Source organism: Vibrio pomeroyi (genome assembly GCF_024347595.1).
Lineage (GTDB): Bacteria > Pseudomonadota > Gammaproteobacteria > Enterobacterales > Vibrionaceae > Vibrio > Vibrio pomeroyi.
Map to the genome: position 1 here is coordinate 1,778,914 of NZ_AP025507.1, position 23,432 is coordinate 1,802,345.

Genomic DNA, 23,432 nt, shown 5'->3' on the forward strand with positions numbered 1-23,432 from the left:
TTGAGTCAATTTTTTGCAACCTACTCAAGTTCGTCAATACTTAAACCAGTTCACAAGTTGGAGTGTTTGATGAGACGAAGACGATATCCGCTGAGTATCCACATCACTAGCCTTTTCTTAATTTTGACAACCTTTGTCGGTGCGGTATTGATATCAATAAGCTATCGGCATTCTCAAGAGTTGTTGTTAGGCACAGTTCGCGAGGTCAGTAATGAACATCGTGATAAGTTGGAATCGGTATTTAAACAAGCTATTGCTCCTGTCATCACTACCTTAAACGTAATGGCAGTCAGCCCGTTTGTGGCTCAACAAACCTCTTCGGTTGAAAAAGAGTCTTGGTTGGCTTCGGTTGATATCATCTTCAAACAAAACACTAACTTGGTCGCTCTGTTCTATGGCTCTGAAGATGGAGAGTTCAGAATTTTTCGCCCATTAAGCACCAACAAACAAAGAGCCGACAACAATGCACCCGCCAAAGCGACCATGATGGTCAGCAGTACCAATCTAGACGGCGTAAACTTCATTACTTTTTTAGATGGTGCGCACCAAGTGATCAGCACCATGCAAGCCGAGAGCAAGTTCAATCCAACCACTAGGCCTTGGTTTCGTAACGCCAAGCCAGACGGCTCAATACAACTCTCTGAGCCCTATCTGTTCTATTTCCTGCAAACCAACGGCATTACGCTATCTAGGCGCTCGGCAGACGGCAAGCATGTGGTAGGTGCCGACTTCACCTTAAAGTCACTCTCGTCTCAAATCAGTGAACTCGCTTATTCCCCACAAACTCGACTGGCGCTGTTCGATCAACACTTTAATCTTCTCGGTCAGCATCAACTTGATTTATCGGTATCTAACTTAAAACTACGTCCGGAAAGTCAAGACAGCAGTGATGGTCAAGCCGTAGGGAAAGTGTCGGGAAGCGAACAAGATCAAAGCTTCTTTAATGTGCCAAAACGAGAACAGATAGAGGCGTTAAAGTCCTCCGTTTTAGGGCCACTAATCTCAGATGAAGAGAAGTTCAATCTCAACCTGAAAAACGTTGAGTACAACCTAAACACATGGGCATTAACCTTAACACCTGTAGAACTGACTCAGAATGTGACTCTCTACTTAGCCGAAGCAACACCACACAATGAACTGCTCTCTGATCTTATCTCAATGCGTGACAAGCAAGTGGCCGTCGCGATTGGGATGTTGTTCATCTGTTTCGGCATAGTGTGGCTGGTTGCCAATCGCTTATCTAAACCGCTCAATACCTTGATGCAACTGACGGATAACATCGCTCGGTTTGATTTCAGACGCACCCATTACCCCAAGAGTATGATCAAGGAAGTGGCTAACCTCGCCCACTCGATCGAGCTAATGGAACACACACTCCATGATTTGATAGCTCTCCTTCGAGACACTGCGGGTAATCAGGAGTTTTCGATTTTAGCTAAGAACATTGCGCATCAAAGCTACTTGATCACCAAAGCAGAAACCATCGTGTTGTTTACCCAATCCGAAGAAAAGGATGTGTTTGATACGGCAGCCAACCTAGCTATTTTGCCTTTCAAAGCGGACATCAATGACTTCATCAAGCATACCCCGTGGTTGCTGTGTCAGCTTAAATCTGGAGAGACGATCCACCTCAATCGAGAAGATAACGTACTCAACTATTATCAGGATTCAATCTTCAATTCAGACCTGTACCTGTTCCCGTTGTTAAACCGTGAAAAGCTGTTGGTCGGCATTGTGGCGATTGGCTATGAAAGACCGATTACCAAGATGCAGGCAGACAAACACGCCTTTTTACGCGAGCTACTCAGCTTTGCCGAAATCGCTAAAGACAACATCGACCAAATGCAGCAACAGAAAGACATGCTCAACGCGTTTATTGAGTTGATAGCCTCTGCGATAGATACCAAGTCGCCATACACTGGCGGACATTGCCAACGAGTGCCTGAACTCACCAAATGGCTGACTCAAGCGACCATTGACGACGACCGTTACTACCCTCAGTTTTCACTCGATAGTAAGCAGTGGGAAGAGTTGATGTTAGCCGCGTGGCTACACGATTGCGGCAAGGTCACCACACCAGAATACGTGGTAGATAAAGCGACCAAATTAGAAACGATTTATGACCGAATCCACGAAGTTCGCATGCGATTTGAGTTACTGAAACAACAAGCGGAAACCGACTACTGGAAAGCGATGGCGAACGGTGGACTTCAAGAGGAACAACTTAAACTACTCGAACAAAGCCTGTCTGAGCTGGACGAAGAGTTTGCCTTCGTTGCACAGTGCAATCTAGGTGGCGAATCGATGACAGAAGAGCAACTCGAACGCTTAGACCAAATCGCTAAACGCCAATGGAAGCGCACACTGGACGACCAACTCGGCTTATCTTGGTCTGAGAAAGAGAGATTCCGCACACAACAAGATACGACAGAGAAAGGTCAAACTGATCCAGAAAATACAGAACAGACTCTACCGGTTATGGAGCCTCTACTTGCTGATAAACCCGAGCATAAAATACCTTGGGACAACGGCTTTAACCCGGCAGATGTTTGGCAAGAAGCGTTTGTGCTCAAGCCCGGAGAGGTCAAATACAATCAAGGTGAACTACACAATTTGAAAGTACGTCGTGGCACGTTAAACGATGAAGAACGCTTTATGATCAACGATCATATTATTCAAACCTTCACCATGCTCAACAAGCTCCCTTACCCGTCTTATCTCAAAAACATCCCGGATATCGCGAGCGGGCATCACGAACGCATTGATGGTAAAGGCTATCCAAGAGGCTTGAACGAAGACCAACTGCCTCTGCCGTCCAGAGCGATGGCGATTGCCGATGTGTTTGAGGCTCTCACGTCCAGTGACCGCCCGTATAAGAAAGGGAAGCTGTTAAGCGAATCACTCAACATCATGACCGACATGGCCACCAGCGGTCATATCGATCCCAAACTGTATTTACTATTCTTAGAAAACAAAATCTATGACAAATACGCTGAGCGATTCCTTGAAGCTAACCAGCGCTGTGAGATAGACCAGAACCAGCACATTGAACGAGTGAAAGAGTACATACGCTCCTTATTCTAGATTCCAAGCTTAAGGTTCTAAGTTTTAGGTCATAAGATCAATGTTTAGCTTTTCGCGGCAGAATCCAACGTTGCACCGTTCGCTACAGCCATTGCAACTCGCGGTGCCTGCTTGGCTTTCGCTCTGCTGTGTCTTTTGGCCAATAACGTATTGCTAATGCTCGCAACCACAATGAGGTTAATGCCAATCATCTGCTGAGTAGAAAACACGTCATCAAAGAACAAGCCCTGCCATAAGGCGCTAAACAGCATATTAGTAAAAATTAATGGAGCCAGTTGAGATCCACTGTCTGCCAACTTGTACGCTTTCGAACGGAAAATCTGCGTATTAATGGTGAATAGCGCCAACCCAAGTGCGCCTAGCCCAATCCAAGGTAAGTCATCAAAAGACAACAACGCCGATAAACTGCCTTTACCTGTGCTTTCAATTACCTCAGGAGCCGCTGATATTGAAGTAAACACAACCATAGGAATCACAATGATTGCCGCGACTAAAAACGTCCACGCGTTAAGCTCGGCAGGCGACAGGCTCGTCTTGGACGCTCGATATAAGCTCACTTGTGAGCCTGAATTGAACATGCCCGCCATTAAACCCAGCAACAGCGCAGGTCTAAAGAACTCTGAACCAAATTCAAACTGCGACCAATCCCCAGCCATCAGCACTACGCCAACAAAGGTTATCGCTAAACAAACGATGGTCGTTGTATGAATCTTAGTTCCGAATATTAATTTTTCTAACAACGGAATAAACAAAGGCCCTGTACTGAATAACACCACGCCCTCGACCAAGGTTAAGGTTTGCAATGACGTGAGGAAACACCACTGACACGCCACCATAAAGATTGCACGCATCACCAAAGGCTTCCACATATCGCCCGATGGTTTGGTCACTTTGTAAAACATCAAGAATATGAATAAAAACAGACTGGGTAGGAAAAAGCGCACAAAACTCAACAACGAAATGGGCATCGCTTCAGATAGATACTTGGCCATTAAGCCACTTAAAGACAAACTGAACGTCGACAACAACATGAAAGTCGTCGCCTTGGTAATATCAGACATAATTATCACCTCCTATGACACCTATTTTAGAGACGTGACGAGATGAAAAATAGCGAGTAATATTAACCATAACTGTAAGGAAAACTTACCAATGAAGAAACTCGTTCCGCTTAAATCCGTTTACGCTTTCATTGCTGTGGCTGAAACTGGCAGCATGACCGACGCCGCTCGGGTGCTGTATGTCAGCCACTCTGCGGTAAGCCAAGCTATCAAGTCATTGGAGCAACTGGTCAACAAACCGCTGTTTCAACGTGTAGGTCGCCGTGTTGTGCTAAATGCCGCAGGTAAGCGATATTATCGAAAGGTCGCGCCAGCACTCGAACAGGTAATTGAAGCCACTGAAGAACTGGCAAAAACACCTAACGACCACCGTATTACACTTAATATGGTGAACTCACTCGCGATGCACTGGTGGATTCCCCGCGTCCCCGATTTCCAAGCTTTTGCTCCCTCACTCGATATTCGTATTTCCACCTTAACCGGCCCTTTTGATATCGAACAGGAAGGCGTGGATATTGCCCTTGTGCACGGCAAACCGAATGAGTGGGATCAGTATTACAGCGAAAAACTCGGCGATGATGATCTGGTTTTAGTCTGCAGCCCTGCACTATTGAAAAACCAAATGGGATTAAGCGTTGAACAACTCGTGAAACAAAACCCGACCATTGGTGTCTTTAACCCTAGGCGAAAGCATGACTGGCAGGTGTGGTGTGATCATTACAAAATACCAATGCCGACGTTCCACAGTAACTTGACGTTCGATGTCTCCATTCAAGCCGTGCAAGCTGCGACTCGTTCGCTTGGTGTATTAGTCACTCACCGCTTGTTTGTGAAAGATGACATCAGCCATGGCATGTTGGTCGAAATCAGTGAACCAGTGGCTAACCCCCATCAAGATTTCTACTTCGTTTGTCCAAAAAACAAATTAAAACAAGAAAGTGTGCTAAAACTGAGAACATGGTTGAGACATGAATTCACACGCTCAGAGACAAAACTCAGCGGTGGTATGCAAGAATAAAAATATTCCACTCAACAATACAACTAGCAGTAAATAAGCTAATAACTAAGTATCTAACTTACCGAGGCCATTATGATTATTACCACTACACAATCTGTCGAAGGCAAACGCATTGTCGATTACAAAGGGGTTATTGCCGGAGAAGCGATCCTAGGGGTGAACGTATTCAAAGATATGTTTTCGGGTATTCGTGACTTTGTTGGTGGGCGTTCTGGCACTTACGAAAAAGAGCTCGAGAAAGCACGTAACTACGCATTCAAAGAGCTAGAACAGAAAGCAATTGAAGCAGGTGCAAACGCGGTGGTTGGTGTCGATATTGATTACGAAGTACTTGGCACAGGCAATGGCATGTTGATGGTTTCAGCAAGCGGCACAGCGGTGGTTGTGGCTTAGTTGAATCACTCGCTAAATCGTGTGATTACCTAGAAAAAACGCCCCTTAGCTAAGTCGTTAGCTAAGGGGCGTTATTGTATTCGTTGGACAACTTAGGCTTAAATACCTTTAACTTGCACGATCTGCTTGCTCTGAAATCATGTCATCAAACGATGCCATTCGAGCCAAAAACTCTTTCCTATCTTTAGGCATAATCGAGCTTGCCATCGGTAAGTTTGCCTTCATCGCATCAACAGCTCGACCACGAACCAAGACTTCAAAGTGCAAATGAGGACCTGTGATACGGCCAGTTGCGCCCGATAAGGCGATTTTCTGACCTCGTTTAATTTGCTGACCTTTCTTAACGAGGAAGCGGCTCAAGTGAAGATAACGTGTCGTGTATACGCTGTTATGTTCAATCACCAAGTATTTCCCGGCATAAGGGTGGTCGCGAAGCGCTACAACACGGCCATCACCGGTTGAGTACACGGGCGCGCCCACAGGCGTCGCAAAGTCAGTACCATTGTGTGGCGAGATTCGCCCTGTCACAGGGTGTCTTCGTTTAGGGTTGAACGATGAGGTAATTCTTCGGAATTTTCTGTCTACAGGGTATCTATCGAAGGCTTGTTCTAGGCTATTACCCTCTCTGTCGTAGAAGAGGCCATCAGGAGCAAGAAACGCCGCCACTTCTCGGTTTCTCAATTGAATTGAGATGCCTTGAATTTCTGTTTTGCCCGTTAAATGATCATTCGTATATTGCTCTTTAACCAGTACATTGAAGTTATCACCAGCTCTTAGTTCACGAGCAAAGTTAACTTTATCTTTCAACGTGCGAGTAATATTGGCTATCTGAGCTGTCGTCAGTCCTGCTTTGTATGCAGATGTTGAAAAGCTACCATGCACACTGCCAGCGTAGAGTTTTTCCTTCCATTCACCCGGTATCTCATGGAACTGATAACTGAAGCTTCCATCATCATTTCGGGTAAAGGCAGCTTGCTCAACAAGACTTTCGTGGAAGACCAACTCTACGAGCTGTTTGGACTCACCATCTACAAGCAGTTCTAAGTGGTCACCAGGTTTTATCGTATCGAGTTTCAAAGATTCAAGATCGGCTTCCATGACCTTATGAACCGTTTCATAAGGCAGATTCCATGACTCGAATATATTACTGAGGGTATCCCCGACCTTCACAAAGTAGTGAATTTTGATCATTGGGTTCGAATTGGTTTGTGGGGGCGCCTGTTCCTCAGCGTCCGTGTGCAGTTCTTGATAAGGCGTGACTTTTATTACAATTTCTTTTTCTGGTTCAGGATGAAAAGAGAGTAAAGCGGCAAGTGAAAATGCACTGATAGCAACAACAATCAGGCTAATACGGAGGTACTTCATAAATACTTAACGGTTATAACAAGGAACTTATAAAGTGTTATAACATAACAATCAGCTCAACAAAACAAACGAAATGTAAGAAACCGTTCCGTACAAAGCATAAAAGTATGGTGGGCATAAGAAACCCACCACGTCATCAAACGTTTATTCTTCGCGAAGCGCCTCAAAGCGCTCTAGGCCACGTAACATCTCAAAGTCAGGTTCATCGGCCAATAGCTCTCGCATTGAACCACTGGCTTCGATAGAGCGCTCTAAGTCGTCTATTGCCTGACCTTCAGCACCTAGTCTTGCATAAGCACAAGCTCGTTGATACAAAGCATGGGCGTTCTGATCATCCACCTCTAACACACGGTTACATAAGCTCATCGCCCAGTGGTATTCCTGCATGTCCATGGCCGCATCAGCTTTGTATGTAAGAGCTTCCAAATCACCCGGACGAACTTTTAAAATCTCATCGTAGATTTCAATTTTTTGTTCTGCGGTTTGAGCATTTTGAGCTCTCAACCATAAGTTGTGGATCTCATTAATGATTTCGATTTCTCGGTTGTTCTCTGAAATGATTCTGGTTTTACGTTTAAGGTCCCTCTCTAGAACATTAAACTTCTTCTCATAGTCTTGGGCGATGTCGTTGAGTCGTCGATCTGCCATCTCTTTAGTAGTGTGTTTCAACTCTTTGAGTGATTGCCAGCCCACCAAGGCAATAAGAGAAGCAACACCAGCAATGATGTAGAAGAAATACGTCACGGTAACATTAGCGTAGTTCAGCGATTTGTCTGCTACTGCCAATTCACGATCCGTCATCTGAATAGTAAGACGCCTTTCAAGATCCTGCTGTTCCATTCGCAGTTGCTTCAGTTCATCCAAGATATAGCGTTCCATCAGCGGTCTATCCAAATACTCCTGTTCAGAGTACTTATCCTCTTCGCTTGCAAAACTCATCGAGCTGAACACCGAGATAAATGCAATCAATAAGATTCGAAGCATTATACATTCCTTATATATTTACCTTTAAGCTAACTGTATCTCGTAATAGGCATACAAGCTAGGAAGTCGACAAGTTTGCTTTGTCCGTATTGGAATTAACACTCTAAAACATCAATGATAATTATAAAACACCTGAAGCAACATCATTAATTTCTAAATTATCAAAATACCGAGTAATACTGTTCTATATAATTAATTCGCGATGCGAATATAGCGAATTTTGATTTATTGCATCGAGTTGAATCTTATATTAATAACGATCAGAGCGAGGTTAATTTGAATAATCCACGATACGATTTGGTAAGCCGTGTGCTGCACTGGGTCATGGCTTCCGTCATCATCTATGCAACCATTGCTGGGTATGTGATGCACTATGTCACCAATCATCCAGAGCTGTTTTCTTTTCTGTCGATACTCAATATGTCATTAGCGACGATTGCAACGCCACTGCTCGTGGTTCGCTATATCTGGAGTCACTTTCGCTCTTCGCCAACTATGCCTATTTCGATACCAGAAGGACAGAAGTGCATTGCTAAGCTTGCACACTCTTTGATGTACCTAGTGATGTTCATGGTGTTCAGTACCGGTTATTTGATGCTAAAAGAACCTTATTCGTTATTTTGGCTAGCCACCGTCGATAATCTAATTACCGATCCTGCAATCAACGGCTTCTTTTTCTATTTACACCGTGCCAGTTGTATTGCCCTAGCTTGTTTAATTGTCCTGCATATTAGCGCAGCACTTAAGCACCACTTTGTCTCTAAGAACTATGTACTAAAGATGATGCTCTAGCTTTAAAACCCTCTCATTAAAGCTTAATTCTTAATGCTCGAGTTTCCTACAAATAAAAAAAAGCCATAGCACGGTTGCTATGGCTTTCTTCTTTCAATTTGATTACTTGCTTTGAGTATCTACCATCACTTGCCAATATTCGCATTTGGCTAAGAACTCTTTTAAGTAAAGCTCTGGGTTAGCAAGCTTCTCACCGCCTTTCACATCAGCGCCAGTCACTCGCCAAAAGCCACGAGTCACAAGATTTCTGTGGTAGATAAAGTCGTTAAGTTCGTTTGTTTTTAACGGAAGCTGTTCACCAAAAGTGTGTTCGTACAAGCTCAACGTCGCAGCTTGCTCACTTGGTTTCTCTCTTAGAAAGGTATCTAAGTCCAAATCGAGTGGCTGCTGTGCTTCTTTCGGTAACGCTTTAGTCAATTTAGAGATAACACTGAACAGAGCCAACTCAACTTTTTGAGACGCTAATAACGATGCACCTAAAAGCGCATGTTCATTGGAAGTGTGTTGCTCTGTTGATGAAATGGTTGCTGTTGTCACTGTGTTAACCTCAAATAATCATAACGGGTGTTACTGAACTGGATAGAGTCTTTTAATTAAGCTGAATCTTATTCTTGTCATTAAGAATGAATATTGCAGCTAAGCGGAGTCTTTCAACTAAGCAGAATCTTTTAGTAGAACGCGGTCAGCATCAATAATGGTGAAGCCTGATGCGTCTTCATTCTTTTCGACTTGCACTAAACCTTTAAAACCAATTTGCGATAATTTCTTCGCAAGCTGATCTGGTGCGGTTTCGAACACAACGTTCATAAAAGGCAAAGACTCAGCATCAACAAAACCATGCTCGTTAAACAGCTCCATTGCTTGAGATAAATGGTCTGAGTCGGTTAATTCAATAATTTCTACAACTTCTTCCAACAACATTTTCGATTCCATATTCGCCAGAAAGTGACTGACACAAGCCGGTTCTTCTTGCTTGCATACATCCCGATGCCCGTAGACACCCCTTTAGTAGTAGGGAGATCATAACATATTAATAATCGTAAAATATGTTTTATTTTTCCTAAGCTACTGGGAATACTAGAAAAGAATAGAAATTGGTGAAACATTAGTAACACCAATCCATATTATCGATAACGGTAGACCTGACTTGAGGTGATCAGGCAACGGTTACTTGGGAGTCGCTCGTTTCCACAATTGATTCCTTCAACAAGCCAGCATAAATGCCATTGTGTGCGACCAGCTGTTGATGATTGCCTTGTTCAACAATTTCACCCTTTTCCAACACCAGAATAGTGTCAGAGTGGCGAACAGTGCTTAGGCGGTGGGCAATGGCGATCACGGTTTTTTCCTTGAACAGACGCTGCATGGCTTTTTGAATCAAGTCTTCTGTGATGGAATCAACTGAACTGGTTGCCTCATCAAGCATCATCAGTTGTCCGCCTTGAGCAACCGCTCGTGCAAAGGAAATAAGCTGCGTTTGCCCTACGGATAGGTTGGCTCCGTTCTTCTCTAGACGGAAATCATAGCCTTGTGGCAATTGCTCGATAAACTTATCCGCATAAACATAACGCGCAGCTTGCTCAACCTCGGTTCTTGAGAGATGTTCCTTACCCAGCGCGATATTGAACTGAATCGTCTCTTCGAATAAATGCACATCTTGCATCATCATTGAGAACAAGTGAGCAGAGTCTTCACTTGAGATCTGCGACAGCTCTATACCATTAAGCAGAATACTGCCTTCGTAGTCTTGATAGGTTTTAGATATCAAACGCAGAATCGTCGATTTGCCAGAACCCGTCGAACCTACAAGCGCGATCTGATGCCCTTTCTCCAATACAAACGAGACATTCTTTAGAACGTACGGAGCGTCGTCTTTGTAGCGGAAGCTCACATTCTTAAACTCAAGGCTCACAAACTGTTCGAGCTGTTTTTCAACCTTGTTAGATGGCAGTAAGTTGCGACCTTCTTCTTCCGTCGGCTCAACAAACAGCTCTTCGATGTGGTCGAACGCAGCAAATGAGCTCTGAATCGAAGCAATCTGCGAGGTGAAGTCGCGAATCGGTACAAATACCTTTTCTAACGTGTTGATGAACGCAATCAGCACACCCAAGGTGAGTGCCCCTTCGATCACTTGTCCAGAACCGTACCAAATCATGATCGCGATAGTGATTGAGGTAATGCCAGAGATAAACGAAAACAGAATCGCATCGTATTTATTGATCTTTTTCTGCGCTTTCAAAAACTCATCGGTGTAGCCTTGGTAACGCTGCTCGACTTGTTCTTCCGCTCGGTACATCTGAACCGTTTTCATGCCAAACAAGACTTCTTGTAGAAAGCCAATACCGCGTGCAAGTGAAGAACGCGTGACTTTATACAGAGCACGAAGTCGGTTTCGCACGTACACCGTTAAGTACATCACGGGTGGCATGATGATCAATACAATCAACGTCAGCTGCCAATCAATGAAGAACATCATCACCAACAAAGCAATGGTGTTAATACTGTCTTTCACTAAACCGACAACCGATTGAACAAAGGTCTCGCCGATTGTCTCTAAATCACTCGTCAGGCGCGAAAGCGTGACACCGATTGGCGTATTGTCAAAATAGCTACGCGGCAGTTTAAGCACGCGAGCAAACAACACAGAGCGCATATCAGTTATCGTGTATTGACCTGTTTTACGCAGGTTGTAAGAATAAGTAGTATCCACCACGTAGCTTGCCACCAGCACAGCAACCAAGTAGAAAACGTACTCGAGCAACCCATCCATATCACCATGACTTAGTTGGACGTCGATCACTTGAATGATCAACCAAGGAAACAGCAAGCTCGTAATGACCGACAGTGGAAGCATCGCAATACCCAGAATGGCAGAGCCTTTGTATTTCTTAGCAAACTTAAAAAAGTGCTTGAGGTACTTAAGATCAACACCCTTTAACATGCTGTAGCCTCCGTTTCATTCTGCTGTAGCTGCCAAGTCTCATAGTAGTAAGGACAGGTTTTGAGTAACGTGGCATGGTCGCCCTTGGCAATCACCTTACCTTCATTCAACACAATAATTTCATCCATATATTCAAGAGCATTGACACGATGTGACACCACCAGAACCGACTGATTTTCCAATCGTTTAAACAAGCCTTCTAAGATCTTTCTTTCTGTCTCATAGTCGACCGCAGACAGTACATTATCCATGATAATTAAGTCTGTCGGCTGCAACAGAGCACGTGCGATACTCAAGCGCTGCTTCTGACCACCGGACAACATGATCCCCTTCTCACCAACCAAGGTTTGGTCGCCATGTTCAAAGCGAGTCACATCACTGGCCAATTGGCTGAGCTCTAATACTTCATCAACCTGACTCTTGGCCAAATCGGTATCCAAGCTACCAAAACGGATATTATCTTCGACTGTTGCTGAGAACAGATAAGGGTCTTGAGTCACGGTTTTCACATAACGACGTAAGTCGCTGCGCGAGAAACTAGTGACATCTTTTTCACCAAGGAAAACGGAACCTTCAGGAACATCTAAATGATGATTCAAACAGTTCACTAATGTCGTTTTGCCCGCTCCGATTCCACCTAGCACACCCACTTTCTTACCCGCAGGAATATCAAAGCTGATGTCATCAAGGATCAAGCGTTCTTCACCCGCGTAACTAAAGCTAAGGTTACGAACAGAAAACGTTTTTCCCTTCAACGATTCAACATCTAACTCAGAGAGCTTTTCTTCATCTAGCTCTGGTACTTTGGCGTTAAGAATGGTTTGCGCGCTCTGAATTCCGACCATGCCACGCTGATAAATCGTCGCGATTCGACCAAGTTGCATCAACGGCATTGCGAGCAAAACCGAGTAAGTTAGGAAAGCGGTTATCTCACCCAGTGTGAGTTCCTGCCTCATCAACATGAAACCACCCAGACCAAGAATAATAATTTTCATCAGGTCATTGGCGTAATCAAGCACCGGCATGAAGAAGACCTGAATACGAGTGATCTTAAGACGGCATTCAAGCAACAGTTGATTGAGCTTTTCGGTTTCGACCTTCACCCAAGGTGACATCTGTTGGCTCTTGATCAGATCAACCCCTGATAGGTAACTCATCAACTGAGCAGACAAGTTTTGCAGGCGCTTCATGTGTTCTAAGTGCAGCGTTTTCATACGCTTGAAGCCTACTCGGAAAATCACAAAAGCGATTGAGATAGGAATAATCGAATAAAGCGTTAATTCTGGTGAGATACGCCACATATAAAGAGGCGTCAGCGACAAAGCAAGCAACGCATTGAAGAACTGTAAGAAGCCGACGCCGAACATCAAACGGATCCCGCCAAGGTCATTATTGATGATTGAAATCAAACGACCTGACGCGAAGCGTTCATGAAAGCTACTTGGTAAGCGATTCAGCTTTTGTAGCAGTGTACTTTTGAGCGCAGCCTCTGTGATTCGCCCAGGGTTCAACGCATAGATCCGTGACAGGATCCGCACGACAACCATTGCGACCGACATACCCACCACAATCCAAACATAGGTTTGAAGCTGTTGGTGACCTGTTGACGAGGCATCATCAATTAAATCTATCGCCAATTGAATATAACGAGGGATCTCTACTTGTAACCAGTTAACGAGAAAAATGAACACGATCGCTAACAAATAAGAGGTGCGATTCATGCGCAAGTAATGGGCAATAAACTGTCTTTTAGTCATAGTATTCTTTGTTTAGGGCAGGCACACAGCGATGTGATGGTGTTATCCGGCAAGATTAGACATCGCAGAGGTAAAGATACATCAAAAATACATAGTTGACAATGTCAACCATGTTTAATTGTTCGCTATTGGTGTTGTATTTTAGTGCTACTAGAAACAACTTTGCCGCTCTGATGGCGGCAAAGTATCTTAAGTACACTAAATGGGGAGCTTTAAACCAAACTCAATACCACAGCAACAAAAATCGGATATTGATTCAGCCGACACCCCTTCACTCCAGTGACCAGGCGATTAGAGAATCACATCGACCTGGCCATTTTCGACATCAACTGAGCGTTTCACTTCGCTGCCCATCGCCGATGGGTACCATACTTCAACCCAAACTTTTTCAACATGGTTAGGTAGAAGTAGTGTTGTAGAGAAATCAATATCCTCATTGATTGGTACCCTCAACACTTGTGATGTGTAATCGACAACATCGCCATTGAACTGGGTATACAGGCTCATAAAACCTCGTGAGCTTTGCGAGCTTGCCACATCAACGGTCACTTTAACTTCTCTTTCGGTTGAGAAGTCAAAACCTTCTGGTACAACGAGCTCTACCGATTTCAATGCTTGCTGTGCGGGTACAACGCTTGATGTCACTGCGCTACTGCCTCCCGATGGAGTACTCCCTGAAGAAGACCCGCTACCCGGTGGGGTTACCGCACTTGGCGTTGAGGTGGTTGAACCGCCACCACCGCCTCCGCCACCACAAGCCGTAAGGAAGACAACAGTCACGCTACTTATCATTAGTTTAGTTAGTTTCATAAATCCTCCTTAATTAATCTTCAGTAGACCAAGTTTTGTCTGAGTTAGGGTTTAAATACCAAGTCGGTTTAGAAGAACCGCCAGTTGTAGCCCACTCCGCAAAATCCGGGAACGCTTCACTGATGTCTATGTACTCGGATGGGTGATTCCAAGGAGATGATATTAAGATACCCCAAGGCATGTTCTGCGTAGTTCGGTAGTATTTTCCACTATCTGGATCTGAATCATCTTGTGCCACACCGTAAAAGTCGCTCACTAACGTACCACGTGACGTTGGTGGAAGATCCGCTGTGTGAATTTCAAGGTCTTTACCCGGAGAACCAGTAAAACTAGACCCATGGTAATACCCTTCACCTGGACCAAAGATGAACGGGTCGAAACCACTCAATGGTAGAAGTGAACTCACCGTTGGTTGATCGTCGTCGTTAAACGGTAGTGAGATGCTGAACGTCATTTGGTCGGACTCAAGAGACGGATTACAAGACGGGTTAGTACGGTGGAACATACACTCATCGTTGATCGGGATGTCATTTCTCAAGTTCAACGAAGCGACAACAACAAGGTCCCCTCCTGGTGATGCAACCGCTTTATCTTCGCCCGTGAACGGTGAAATATTCACACGAGTTGCACCGTTTTTCTGCACTCTGGCGGTCTGCAAGTCGACATCCGACTCATCAAAGCCACTCAGTTTCCAACCTAAGCCATTACCATAAGAGGCGCCGTAGGCCATAATGCTACCGCTGATATCCATACGCAATACAGCATCATCTTTACTCAGAATGGTAGTTCGGTAGTAAACGACAACATCGTTTAAGTCGAAATCACCCACTTCTGGCCAGTTATCTTCGAACGCTGCAGTGTAGTAGTTAGAGTGTTGAATTGTGGTTCCCGGATCAGTCACGTTGAACACGTAATCCTCGACTTCCCCATCACCAACGTAACCATCACTTGGGATGTTAGGGCTGCTCGCTAGACGGAAACGTGTTTGTACAGTCCCCACACTCGCATCATCAGCCACTCGAATTGGAACAACTTGTCCCCCTTCAACAACCGAATGGTTCTTCAAGATTTGTTCATCATCATCGAAAGTACCACTCAAGTCCCAGTCAGCCCAAGCTTGTAGGTAACCATTACCCACTACATTAACGTTAATGAGGCTATCCAACCCGATTTCTAGGTTAGTAAGTAGCGTAATACCGTCGTCATCATTCCCGTCAACATCCAAGTCATCGCCGTTTGATAAAGCACCCGGTTGTCCGTCAGAATCTGTATCGATGCTAGCCCCTAGATAAAGCGTTGAAGAGACAGCATGTTCTGCACCATTGCTTGCTTGTAACGTTCCATAAGTGTCTGGAGCGTCACCAAAATCAGACTCGTCAGAACTCTCAATTGGCGTAGTGAAGCCACTTAAGTCCCAGTTACCATCAAACGCAGAAAAAATAGGGTTAGGAAAGCTACTACTGCTAGAAGTGACGGTTTCAAATTGTAAGGTAACAATAGAGGTGTTTTTATAGATGAATTTAACTGCACCTGACGTGTCAGTTTCTGAATAATTAGTACCAGGGCCTGTAAATAGAACGGATGTTCCATCAGCACTCTCTTCCGCGGTCAGGCTGGCGCTTGCACTACCCAATTGATAACTGAAAAAGCCTTCACTTTTAAATACTCGTACTTGCTCTGACTGAACGGGCTCGCCATCAATGTCATAACCGATCATTTCAAATTCAGGAATAGTGTAAGGAAACGAGAAAGTACCAGACAGACCATCTGTTCCGTCAAAGAACTCAAAGGTATAAATCAAACCTGCAGATCCGGCAGAATTAGTCTGATAGAGGAATCCAATATCACCAGAAGGCTGAGTGGAGCCTTCTTTGTAGTTGGGAGCATGGAACATAAACGTTGCATCACCAAATACGCTACTGGATACCTTAGCATCAATGGTCTTTCCATCATGTGTGCCGACATTGAGAAAGTGCATGGAGGCACCATCATAGGTTGGTCCCGCCCAACCACTACTTCCGTTCGTTGACTCTACGTGGTTTGAAAAATCCAAATCCACAATGGTTGCATGGACTGGGACGCTAACTATTGCGCCAATGAGGTAGATAATTTGCTTGTATTTCATAGTAAACCTCGACTTCTTCTTCGCTTAAGCGATTTCCTTGAAAAGTACGTAAACTCTGAACGGCAAAGCTAAATAATTGTCTCCGTAAAATCTGATGCTACGAGACAAAGGATGTCTACTTTTATTATTTTTGGTGCCGACAAAACGAGCTGCATAAGACAAAGAAGCAAGAGGAGAGCCAAGTTTTTTAATACTTAAAAAATATAAATAAACCATTGAAATTAAAAACTTATTATTCATGTTCTTTTCGAGCACAAGAATAAAAAAAACACTTTATTCAAAATAGGAATCAATTTGATGAAGGAAATGAGTCAACTTGACAGCTTGTCATAGATAGGTGTGAAAGAAGTAGATTCCAAGCGAATAAAGATGTCGTTCAAACAGCAGGAAGCTGCATGAAACTGGAGAAATAATGGCTGTTGATTATAAACGAAGTTAGATGACAGAGAGCACTAACAATGAACTGTTTAAATGCGGGGTGAAATTAAACAGTTCAAAGATCATTGTCAGCCGCGCTTTAGTTACAGCTGAACAATTATTGCAATATAAGGTTTGGTGAGATTAAAGCATTTCTTTTGCGATCAAATGCAACAAAAACGTCTCGCGCTCAATGCTCATGCCCTTTTTAGGACTTTCAGCCATCGTTTTTTCATTATGAGCGATCGCTTCATGGATGTTCATCCACACCGGTTTCATCCCATTTTTCACTTCATAATCTTCGTAAGCCGTTTCACCAAGCTCACGGTCGATCTTGCATGAGTAGCAGTAAGAGATCATGTGCATCATATCCGCGTCGTCTTTGTACCAAGGACGGAACTCTTCAAAAATACCGAACGGCTTGATGCTGTGAATATTCTTCGCACCCGTCTCTTCTTCCAGTTCACGAACCATGCCTGCAATAACATCTTCACCTTCATCCAAACCGCCACCAGGAATGGTGTAGTCGTGATAACGCTCTGTATAAAGCATCAGAATGTCTTCGCCATCTAACACAATCGCACGGGCTGCGTTGCGCTTATATACTGTTTTATTGTCTAGATGGTCGATATCAGGGTGAATAGTGGTTTTTAGGTGTCTCATGATTGTGACTGCTCTACTGAATTTGGCGGCATCATATCATAATCATCAATAGATTCGAGGTGCACAATCGTCTTCAAGAACGCTTTCCTACTTAATCTCCCTGCTGTTAACGTATCTCCGCCGAGTCGCAATAAAACTCAAACGAGTACGCGTTAAACGAGAAAGCTCCATTTACAGCTTGGATCTAGTTAGCTTGATCTAGCACTCAAAAATTGGCGAAACCTAACGAAATATAAAACTATTTCAATATCTTGACCAAATTAGGACAACCTTTTCTGAAATCTAAAATATACTCATTTCATAGAGCTTCTAATTGGGTTCTGTAGAACTTAACGCTTTCATTTGTAGAGTTATCACGTAGGAGATAAACATGAAGAAAATTGGTTTGATGGCTGTATTTGCCGTTGTATTAGGCGGTTGTGCAAACGACTATGCAGAATATAGCGAAGGCCAACGTGTTTCAGTCGCTAACCCAGCCGCGGTTTATTGTGTTCAACAGGACGGTGAATTAGATACGGTGACTGAAAACAATCAACGTACCACTTACTGTGTATTCGATGACGGTGAGCGCATTGAACAGTGGGAGTACTACCGCAATAACCACGAGCAAGAAGCTGAAAAGTAATCACTTCGGCAGCGAGTTTCGAACCTCACCGCTGTAAGATCCCGCCCCAAAAATTCTAGTATGTTACGTAAACTGTCTGTCTTAAGGCAGCGGTTTACCGTATACACACACCAATTGAACAGTGTTTTATTGCTGACATTTCCATGACATTGTAGAGACACTTGAAACGATAGAATGCCAGCCTGTTACAAAATATTACAAGCCGTATTGATATGAAAAGCCAATCTAAAACCAAAGAACAAACTCATATGTCACTTGAGCTCCCAGAGTTCACGCTGTCGCAATCAACTTCTCAAGTTATCTACAAACGATGCCAGACAGCGTTAGTCGTATTGGCGATCAGTATTGTCGCGAACCTTGCACTTCGAATTGACTTTGTATTGTTGAATGGCAATGTGGGTGAGATCTCAGTGACTGAGATGCTCCAGCAATTACTGCTTGTCGTGACTTCTAGTTCTTTTATTTATCTCGCAAGAGAGAGAAGCGAAGTTAAACATGCAGCCCTTCTCATCAGTGCCTTCTTTGCTGTGATGTTTATCCGTGAGATGGACTTTTGGTTTGACAAAATTGTACATGGCGCATGGGTTGTGCCTGCGCTTTTAGTTGCTGGTAGCGCGATTTTTTATGCTGTAAAGAACGGTAAGCGCACGATTGATCAACTGGCGCTGATCCTTGCATCTCCGCACATGAACCTTTTGGTTACCGGTGTCATGCTGCTCTTGGTATTTTCTCGCCTATTTGGCATGGGCAGTTTTTGGCACAACGTTATGGGTGATGATTACGTTCGCGTAGTTAAAAACATCGCAGAGGAAGGCACTGAGCTTCTAGCTTACTGTCTGATTGCGTTTGCAAGTTTAAAAACCGTTATTAGCATCACGAGAAAGAAATAATCACCTATCGCCACCAGCGATGTGTGTGATCCGATTCTGGATCTAAATATCGATTCAATAAAGTCAGGTTAGTGTCTAGTAGTGCTAGATATTCCCTGACTTTTTTTATGTCAGTATCCACTGGAGTCTGTTGAACACAACGCTCCAAAACCGGAAGCAGGCTTTCCACGATACCAAAAAGGGACGAACACCCTACCAATTCTTTTGCTTTAACCAACGCCTCAACGGAGAGTCTTTGTGGCTCTTCCCTCACCGTATCTAAATCTCGCTTGAATGACCCAGCATTGACGCCTTCAAGGTAAACTCGGTAAGTCGTTAATACATCCATCAACAAAAATAGTTGGCCTTGAGTCGTTTGGTGCGGGTATGGCACTGGAATATGAGATTCCAACTCGCGATCTATCTGTAGTTCTACACCCAGCGCTGAACACTTTTCGCTAAGCACCTTAAGCAGACCTTGCTCGTCCATCAACGCTTGAATCTCAAAGATACGTTGCAAGTGATAATCGTTAGAAACAAACGTTACTTTCACACTCTGCCCGCGAGTAAACAACCCGCTCTCGATCATTTCAGAAGCCAAATTCTGAATGTTCTCCACCGTATTTGTTGAGCGTTGCTCAAGTAAGATTGCACCTAAGTTAAATGGATGTTCACGCTGAGCTTCAAGTTCTCGAAAATACTGGTGCATTGCATCCGCTTCAGAGAGAGTTTGCCCCTTTGTTACCCCGCCACAAAATGCAACGGCCGTTTGCTGATTCGACTCTTCGACCAAAAGCTCCGCCAGATACCCAACTAAAGCATCAACCCGACTGATTCCTTCATCAGTCAATTTATTCTCATTAAGTCGCTTACCCAGCACAATAAGGAGGTGATTAATGCTCATTTTATGTTCAAGTCTCGTTTTGGTGATTAGATAGAGTGAATTATGTATACAATATCCAGTAACAAAAGTATTTTTAAATTCTCTTAGGTTGCTCGCAATAATGCTCACTATTGATGACAACACCTAAAGCAATGCAGGAATAGACGTGGCGCTTTGAAGCAAAAATAACACGCTCTTGCATTTCATTGTTCTGAGCTTGCTAACACAAGTTTCAATATAAAGAGACGTTTCAAGCACAGAACAAGCTCGACTAAAAATGTTTCATGAACAGTGAAACGAACAAAATACAAATTTTACACAGAGTTCGTACATCGAACCGTCTTCACAGGAAGTTACTATGCTGTCTATTTTTGACATATACAAAATCGGGGTCGGGCCTTCCAGCTCCCATACCAACGGACCAATGATCGCTGGGTTCAACTTTACCCAAAAGATTGAATCTGTACTTGGTCAAGTTACCCGTATTCAAATTGACTTATACGGCTCATTGTCACTAACAGGCATTGGTCACCACACCGACCGTGCAACCCTGTTAGGCCTACTTGGCAACCGCCCTGATACGATCAAAATAACCAGCGCTAATGCGGCCATGCGTAAAGCAATTGAAGATAAATCTTTAATGGTGAGTGGCAACCATGAAATTCATTTCGATGTAGAGAGCGACCTACTCTTCCACAAAACCAATCTACCCCTTCATGAAAATGGCATGACTATCTCTGCCTTTGATGAAAGTGGCAGCCTTCTGGACATGGAAACCTACTACTCGATTGGTGGTGGTTTTATCGCAACTGCTGATGAACTTCAGAATGGCAAGCAAGAGTCAGAAACACAAGTTGAATTCCCCTTCTCTTCTGCCGATCAATTGCTTGAACTGTCCGACCAAAATGGACTGAGCCTTGGTGGTTTAGTCCTACGCAACGAAGTGTCATTCCAAGGCATGGATGTGATCGACCAGAAAGCTGACCAAATTTGGAAGGTGATGTCTCTGTGTATGCAACGTGGCTTCGACACCGAAGGTATCCTTGATGGTGGCCTAGAAGTCACACGCCGAGCGCCTGCACTTTTGAAGAAGCTCGAAGCGAATGCCTCTATTGAAAATGATCCAATGGAGATCATGGATTGGATTAACCTGTTTGCCTTTGCAGTAAGCGAAGAGAATGCAGCGGGTGGCCAAGTTGTGACATCACCGACCAACGGTGCTGCTGGTGTTATTCCTGCAGTATTAATGTACTACCATCGTTTCATCAAAGAACTGGATACTAAACAACTGAAAGACTTCTTAGCGGTGTCTGGTGCTATCGGCATCCTGTACAAAACCAATGCTTCTATTTCTGGCGCTGAAGTGGGTTGTCAAGGTGAGGTTGGTGTGTCTTCTTCGATGGCTGCGGCAGGCTTAACTGCCCTACGCGGCGGCAGTAACGAGCAGATCTGTATTGCTGCTGAGATTGCAATGGAGCACTCTCTGGGCATGACATGCGACCCAATCGGCGGGCTAGTACAGGTACCGTGTATTGAACGTAACGCTATGGGTGCGATGAAAGCCATCAATGCATCACGTATGGCGTTGAAGCGCACCAGCAAGTGCCTGATCTCGTTAGACAAGGTTATTGAAACCATGTACCAAACAGGTAAAGACATGAACAAGAAGTACCGTGAAACGTCTTTAGGCGGCTTGGCGGTGATTCACATGGCGCCACCGTGTGAATAACAGACAAGAACACGAGTTCAGAAAGCCCTTGTAGAGATAGCATTCTTGTAAACTTAGTTTCCAATATCAAAACAAAGCCAGCCGACAAGCTGGCTTTTTTATTGGCGAGAACCCAACGGCCAATTGAAAGTGATACTCACTTAAAAACATTTACCGAATAAATGTCGCTAACTTTCTCTTTAATAGTTCATTACTTAGCCATAAATCAAGACGGCTAATTTTCACACAGTCACGCATCCACTAGCAAAATCTAACATTGCAAATTTCATTCATGAGAAATATGAATGCACTCATAAGAAAAGATATATCGAGCAAAGTCCGGTTTGGGATACATGTTTCAGTTTATGTATTACTAGCAATGGTATTATAATTGGGTAATTACACTACATATTAATACTAATGTGAGAATAAAATAATGTGGAATAGATTAAACAAATCAATGATGTTCTGCCAAATGATGTTTGGACTTTCGTTCTATGGCGTCATGGTGATCTTGACTCGTTTCTTCCTTGAAGACCTGAACTACAATGAAGCTGACACCATGATGGTCGTTGGTGCTTTCTCTGCAATCGGACCACTGTTTGCTATCGCGGGTGGCTTCATCGCCGACAAATTTTTAGGTGCTTACCGTTCTTTAACCATTGCCTTTTTAGGCTTCGCAAGTGGTTATGTTTTACTGGTACTCGGTGCAGCAGCAACCAATGTACCTATGGCATTATGTGGTATCGCTTTAGCAAGTTATGCACGTGGTTTGATGTCTCCTTCTTACCCAAGTCTTTACAAACGCACGTTCAAAACTCAAGAAGATTTTGAAAACTGCTACCCTATCAACTACTCAGTAAACAACATTGGTGCACTACTAGGCCAATACTTGTTCCCAATGCTAGTACTTGTCGTTGGTTTCCACGGCGGTTTCCTTCTTTCAGCTGTTCTAGCAGGCGCTGCGCTTCTAATGATGATCTTTGTTCGCAAGGGCCTTGTTGAAGCAAGTGCAGAGATCGATCAACAACCAGTAAGCACTAAAAACTGGGCAGCATTCCTTGGTCTTTCTGCCGCTATGATTGGCTTAGTATTCTTCATGTTCTCTAACATGGATATTGGCCAAAACATCGTATACGCAATTGGCGGTGCAGCAATCGTCTACTTTGTTTCTTTGATGTTGAAATCGAAGAAATCAGACATGCTGAAGATGGGCACTATCTTAATCATCACATTCCTTACTACCTGTTTCTTCGTGTACTACGGTCAAATGATGACATCGATGACAATGGTAGCGATCAACACAATGCGTGGTGACTTATTCGGCTTCATCCCTGTGGCTCCAGAAGCGTCAATGGCAATGAACCCACTATGGTGTATGGTTGCAGGCCCTATCATCGCGGGCATCTTCTCTAACCTAGAAAAGAAAAACATTAACTTCTCTACCGCAACCAAAGTAGGCTTCTCATTCATTCTGACGGCTATCGCTTTCGGTATCCTGACAATGGCAGTGACCACAGTTGGTGACGACGTTCTGATTCGCCCTGAAGTATTCCTAGCAATCCACTTCTTCCTAGCATTTGGTGAAGTCATTGTTGGCTCTATGGTTGTTGCGTTCATTTTGTCTGTTGCACCTAAGCACATTGAGAACTTCTCAGTTAGCTTGTTCTCTGTGGCAATCGCCCTATCAGGCATTGTTGGTGCAGTATTCTCAACGTCAATTGCACTAGAGAAAGGTCAAGAAATCACACAAGAGATCGTGCAAACGGTTTACGGCGATTACTTCCAAATGCTGACTGTTCTGGCAGTCGTGATGGTAGGTATTGCGATGGCAGCATCATTCATTATTCGTAAGATGCTAGAAGCAGCAAAAGCCGCTGATGAGACGATTGAACTAGAGCAAGCTAACAGCTAATCACTCCCACGTTCAACCGCGC

At 44.0% G+C, this 23,432-nt stretch carries 20 protein-coding genes; 8 read left to right on the plus strand and 12 right to left on the minus strand.

Annotated elements, in window-relative coordinates; all coding sequences use genetic code 11:
• Window positions 1–69: 69 nt before the first annotated feature.
• Window positions 70–3,084 carry an HD domain-containing phosphohydrolase gene (locus OCV12_RS23765; protein ID WP_261886387.1) on the plus strand — a complete coding sequence of 1,005 codons (3,015 nt, stop codon included), beginning with the start codon at window positions 70–72 and terminating at the stop codon, window positions 3,082–3,084.
• 44 nt (window positions 3,085–3,128) lie between these two features.
• On the opposite strand, the gene OCV12_RS23770 is transcribed toward OCV12_RS23765, so the two are convergent.
• Window positions 3,129–4,145: a DMT family transporter gene (locus OCV12_RS23770; RefSeq protein ID WP_261886388.1), complete on the minus strand. Its 1,017-nt coding sequence runs from the start codon at window positions 4,143–4,145 to the stop codon at window positions 3,129–3,131.
• 91 nt (window positions 4,146–4,236) lie between these two features.
• Here OCV12_RS23770 and OCV12_RS23775 point away from each other — a divergent pair, with 91 nt between their 5' ends.
• Together OCV12_RS23775 and OCV12_RS23780 are read left to right on the plus strand one after the other, a co-directional pair.
• On the plus strand, window positions 4,237–5,163 hold the full coding sequence (locus OCV12_RS23775) for a LysR substrate-binding domain-containing protein (protein WP_261886389.1): 927 nt from the start codon (window positions 4,237–4,239) through the stop codon (window positions 5,161–5,163).
• A gap of 72 nt (window positions 5,164–5,235) precedes the next feature.
• Window positions 5,236–5,556 (plus strand): heavy metal-binding domain-containing protein, encoded by a 321-nt coding sequence (locus OCV12_RS23780; RefSeq protein WP_004730185.1) that lies wholly within the window; start codon window positions 5,236–5,238, stop codon window positions 5,554–5,556.
• Between the two features lie 108 nt (window positions 5,557–5,664).
• Here the strand turns inward: OCV12_RS23780 and OCV12_RS23785 are convergent, their stop codons facing one another.
• Together OCV12_RS23785 and OCV12_RS23790 are read right to left on the minus strand one after the other, a co-directional pair.
• Window positions 5,665–6,921: a peptidoglycan DD-metalloendopeptidase family protein gene (locus OCV12_RS23785; protein WP_261886390.1), complete on the minus strand. Its 1,257-nt coding sequence runs from the start codon at window positions 6,919–6,921 to the stop codon at window positions 5,665–5,667.
• Window positions 6,922–7,065: 144 nt separating this feature from the next.
• The gene (locus OCV12_RS23790) at window positions 7,066–7,905 is read right to left on the minus strand and encodes a tetratricopeptide repeat protein (RefSeq protein ID WP_261886391.1); all 840 of its coding nucleotides are present in this window, start codon (window positions 7,903–7,905) and stop codon (window positions 7,066–7,068) included.
• Window positions 7,906–8,181: 276 nt separating this feature from the next.
• Between OCV12_RS23790 and OCV12_RS23795 the strand changes: the two genes are divergently transcribed.
• The gene (locus OCV12_RS23795) at window positions 8,182–8,697 is read left to right on the plus strand and encodes a cytochrome b (protein ID WP_261886392.1); all 516 of its coding nucleotides are present in this window, start codon (window positions 8,182–8,184) and stop codon (window positions 8,695–8,697) included.
• A 102-nt stretch (window positions 8,698–8,799) separates the two neighbouring features.
• Here the strand turns inward: OCV12_RS23795 and OCV12_RS23800 are convergent, their stop codons facing one another.
• From OCV12_RS23800 to OCV12_RS23835, 8 genes are all read right to left on the minus strand, one after another.
• The gene (locus tag OCV12_RS23800) at window positions 8,800–9,234 is read right to left on the minus strand and encodes a hypothetical protein (RefSeq protein ID WP_261886393.1); all 435 of its coding nucleotides are present in this window, start codon (window positions 9,232–9,234) and stop codon (window positions 8,800–8,802) included.
• A gap of 117 nt (window positions 9,235–9,351) precedes the next feature.
• A complete protein-coding gene (locus tag OCV12_RS23805; protein ID WP_017059525.1) occupies window positions 9,352–9,618 on the minus strand; it encodes a hypothetical protein in 267 nt (88 codons plus the stop codon).
• 235 nt (window positions 9,619–9,853) lie between these two features.
• A complete protein-coding gene (locus OCV12_RS23810; protein ID WP_261886394.1) occupies window positions 9,854–11,638 on the minus strand; it encodes an ABC transporter ATP-binding protein in 1,785 nt (594 codons plus the stop codon).
• A complete protein-coding gene (locus OCV12_RS23815) occupies window positions 11,632–13,395 on the minus strand; it encodes an ABC transporter ATP-binding protein (protein WP_261886395.1) in 1,764 nt (587 codons plus the stop codon). Before OCV12_RS23815 ends, OCV12_RS23810 begins: the two co-directional genes overlap by 7 nt.
• A gap of 291 nt (window positions 13,396–13,686) precedes the next feature.
• Window positions 13,687–14,205 carry a hypothetical protein gene (locus tag OCV12_RS23820; protein ID WP_261886396.1) on the minus strand — a complete coding sequence of 173 codons (519 nt, stop codon included), beginning with the start codon at window positions 14,203–14,205 and terminating at the stop codon, window positions 13,687–13,689.
• 13 nt (window positions 14,206–14,218) lie between these two features.
• Complete coding sequence (locus OCV12_RS23825) at window positions 14,219–16,330, minus strand: LruC domain-containing protein (RefSeq protein WP_261886397.1); 2,112 nt, start codon at window positions 16,328–16,330, stop codon at window positions 14,219–14,221.
• Between the two features lie 24 nt (window positions 16,331–16,354).
• Window positions 16,355–16,570 (minus strand): hypothetical protein, encoded by a 216-nt coding sequence (locus OCV12_RS23830; protein WP_261886398.1) that lies wholly within the window; start codon window positions 16,568–16,570, stop codon window positions 16,355–16,357.
• Window positions 16,571–16,891: 321 nt separating this feature from the next.
• Window positions 16,892–17,410, minus strand: a complete 519-nt coding sequence (locus OCV12_RS23835; RefSeq protein ID WP_017059522.1) for an NUDIX hydrolase — start codon at window positions 17,408–17,410, stop codon at window positions 16,892–16,894.
• 370 nt (window positions 17,411–17,780) lie between these two features.
• Between OCV12_RS23835 and OCV12_RS23840 the strand changes: the two genes are divergently transcribed.
• Window positions 17,781–18,035, plus strand: a complete 255-nt coding sequence (locus tag OCV12_RS23840; RefSeq protein ID WP_017105223.1) for a putative hemolysin — start codon at window positions 17,781–17,783, stop codon at window positions 18,033–18,035.
• 212 nt (window positions 18,036–18,247) lie between these two features.
• Window positions 18,248–18,925, plus strand: coding sequence for a hypothetical protein (locus OCV12_RS23845; RefSeq protein ID WP_261886399.1), 678 nt, complete (start codon window positions 18,248–18,250; stop codon window positions 18,923–18,925).
• Window positions 18,926–18,929: 4 nt separating this feature from the next.
• Here the strand turns inward: OCV12_RS23845 and OCV12_RS23850 are convergent, their stop codons facing one another.
• A complete protein-coding gene (locus OCV12_RS23850; RefSeq protein WP_261886400.1) occupies window positions 18,930–19,808 on the minus strand; it encodes a YdcF family protein in 879 nt (292 codons plus the stop codon).
• Window positions 19,809–20,145: 337 nt separating this feature from the next.
• Here OCV12_RS23850 and OCV12_RS23855 point away from each other — a divergent pair, with 337 nt between their 5' ends.
• Both OCV12_RS23855 and OCV12_RS23860 read left to right on the plus strand, forming a co-directional pair.
• Entirely contained in the window at window positions 20,146–21,516 is a 1,371-nt protein-coding gene (locus OCV12_RS23855) for an L-serine ammonia-lyase (protein WP_017631269.1), read from the plus strand.
• Between the two features lie 415 nt (window positions 21,517–21,931).
• The gene (locus OCV12_RS23860; protein WP_128644377.1) at window positions 21,932–23,410 is read left to right on the plus strand and encodes a peptide MFS transporter; all 1,479 of its coding nucleotides are present in this window, start codon (window positions 21,932–21,934) and stop codon (window positions 23,408–23,410) included.
• Window positions 23,411–23,432: the final 22 nt, after the last annotated feature.

Excerpts from the sequence above, each read along its gene's own strand:
- OCV12_RS23805 (WP_017059525.1), bottom strand. The coding sequence starts at position 9,618 with ATGTTGTTGGAAGAAGTTGTAGAAATTATTGAATTAACCGACTCAGAC.
- OCV12_RS23840 (WP_017105223.1), top strand. The coding sequence starts at position 17,781 with ATGAAGAAAATTGGTTTGATGGCTGTATTTGCCGTTGTATTAGGCGGT.
- OCV12_RS23780 (WP_004730185.1), top strand. The coding sequence starts at position 5,236 with ATGATTATTACCACTACACAATCTGTCGAAGGCAAACGCATTGTCGAT.
- OCV12_RS23785 (WP_261886390.1), bottom strand. The coding sequence starts at position 6,921 with ATGAAGTACCTCCGTATTAGCCTGATTGTTGTTGCTATCAGTGCATTT.
- OCV12_RS23845 (WP_261886399.1), top strand. The coding sequence starts at position 18,248 with ATGAAAAGCCAATCTAAAACCAAAGAACAAACTCATATGTCACTTGAG.
- OCV12_RS23790 (WP_261886391.1), bottom strand. The coding sequence starts at position 7,905 with ATGCTTCGAATCTTATTGATTGCATTTATCTCGGTGTTCAGCTCGATG.
- OCV12_RS23765 (WP_261886387.1), top strand. The coding sequence starts at position 70 with ATGAGACGAAGACGATATCCGCTGAGTATCCACATCACTAGCCTTTTC.
- OCV12_RS23855 (WP_017631269.1), top strand. The coding sequence starts at position 20,146 with ATGCTGTCTATTTTTGACATATACAAAATCGGGGTCGGGCCTTCCAGC.
- OCV12_RS23850 (WP_261886400.1), bottom strand. The coding sequence starts at position 19,808 with ATGAGCATTAATCACCTCCTTATTGTGCTGGGTAAGCGACTTAATGAG.
- OCV12_RS23815 (WP_261886395.1), bottom strand. The coding sequence starts at position 13,395 with ATGACTAAAAGACAGTTTATTGCCCATTACTTGCGCATGAATCGCACC.
- OCV12_RS23830 (WP_261886398.1), bottom strand. The coding sequence starts at position 16,570 with ATGAATAATAAGTTTTTAATTTCAATGGTTTATTTATATTTTTTAAGT.
- OCV12_RS23825 (WP_261886397.1), bottom strand. The coding sequence starts at position 16,330 with ATGAAATACAAGCAAATTATCTACCTCATTGGCGCAATAGTTAGCGTC.
- OCV12_RS23810 (WP_261886394.1), bottom strand. The coding sequence starts at position 11,638 with ATGTTAAAGGGTGTTGATCTTAAGTACCTCAAGCACTTTTTTAAGTTT.
- OCV12_RS23775 (WP_261886389.1), top strand. The coding sequence starts at position 4,237 with ATGAAGAAACTCGTTCCGCTTAAATCCGTTTACGCTTTCATTGCTGTG.
- OCV12_RS23770 (WP_261886388.1), bottom strand. The coding sequence starts at position 4,145 with ATGTCTGATATTACCAAGGCGACGACTTTCATGTTGTTGTCGACGTTC.
- OCV12_RS23835 (WP_017059522.1), bottom strand. The coding sequence starts at position 17,410 with ATGAGACACCTAAAAACCACTATTCACCCTGATATCGACCATCTAGAC.
- OCV12_RS23820 (WP_261886396.1), bottom strand. The coding sequence starts at position 14,205 with ATGAAACTAACTAAACTAATGATAAGTAGCGTGACTGTTGTCTTCCTT.
- OCV12_RS23860 (WP_128644377.1), top strand. The coding sequence starts at position 21,932 with ATGTGGAATAGATTAAACAAATCAATGATGTTCTGCCAAATGATGTTT.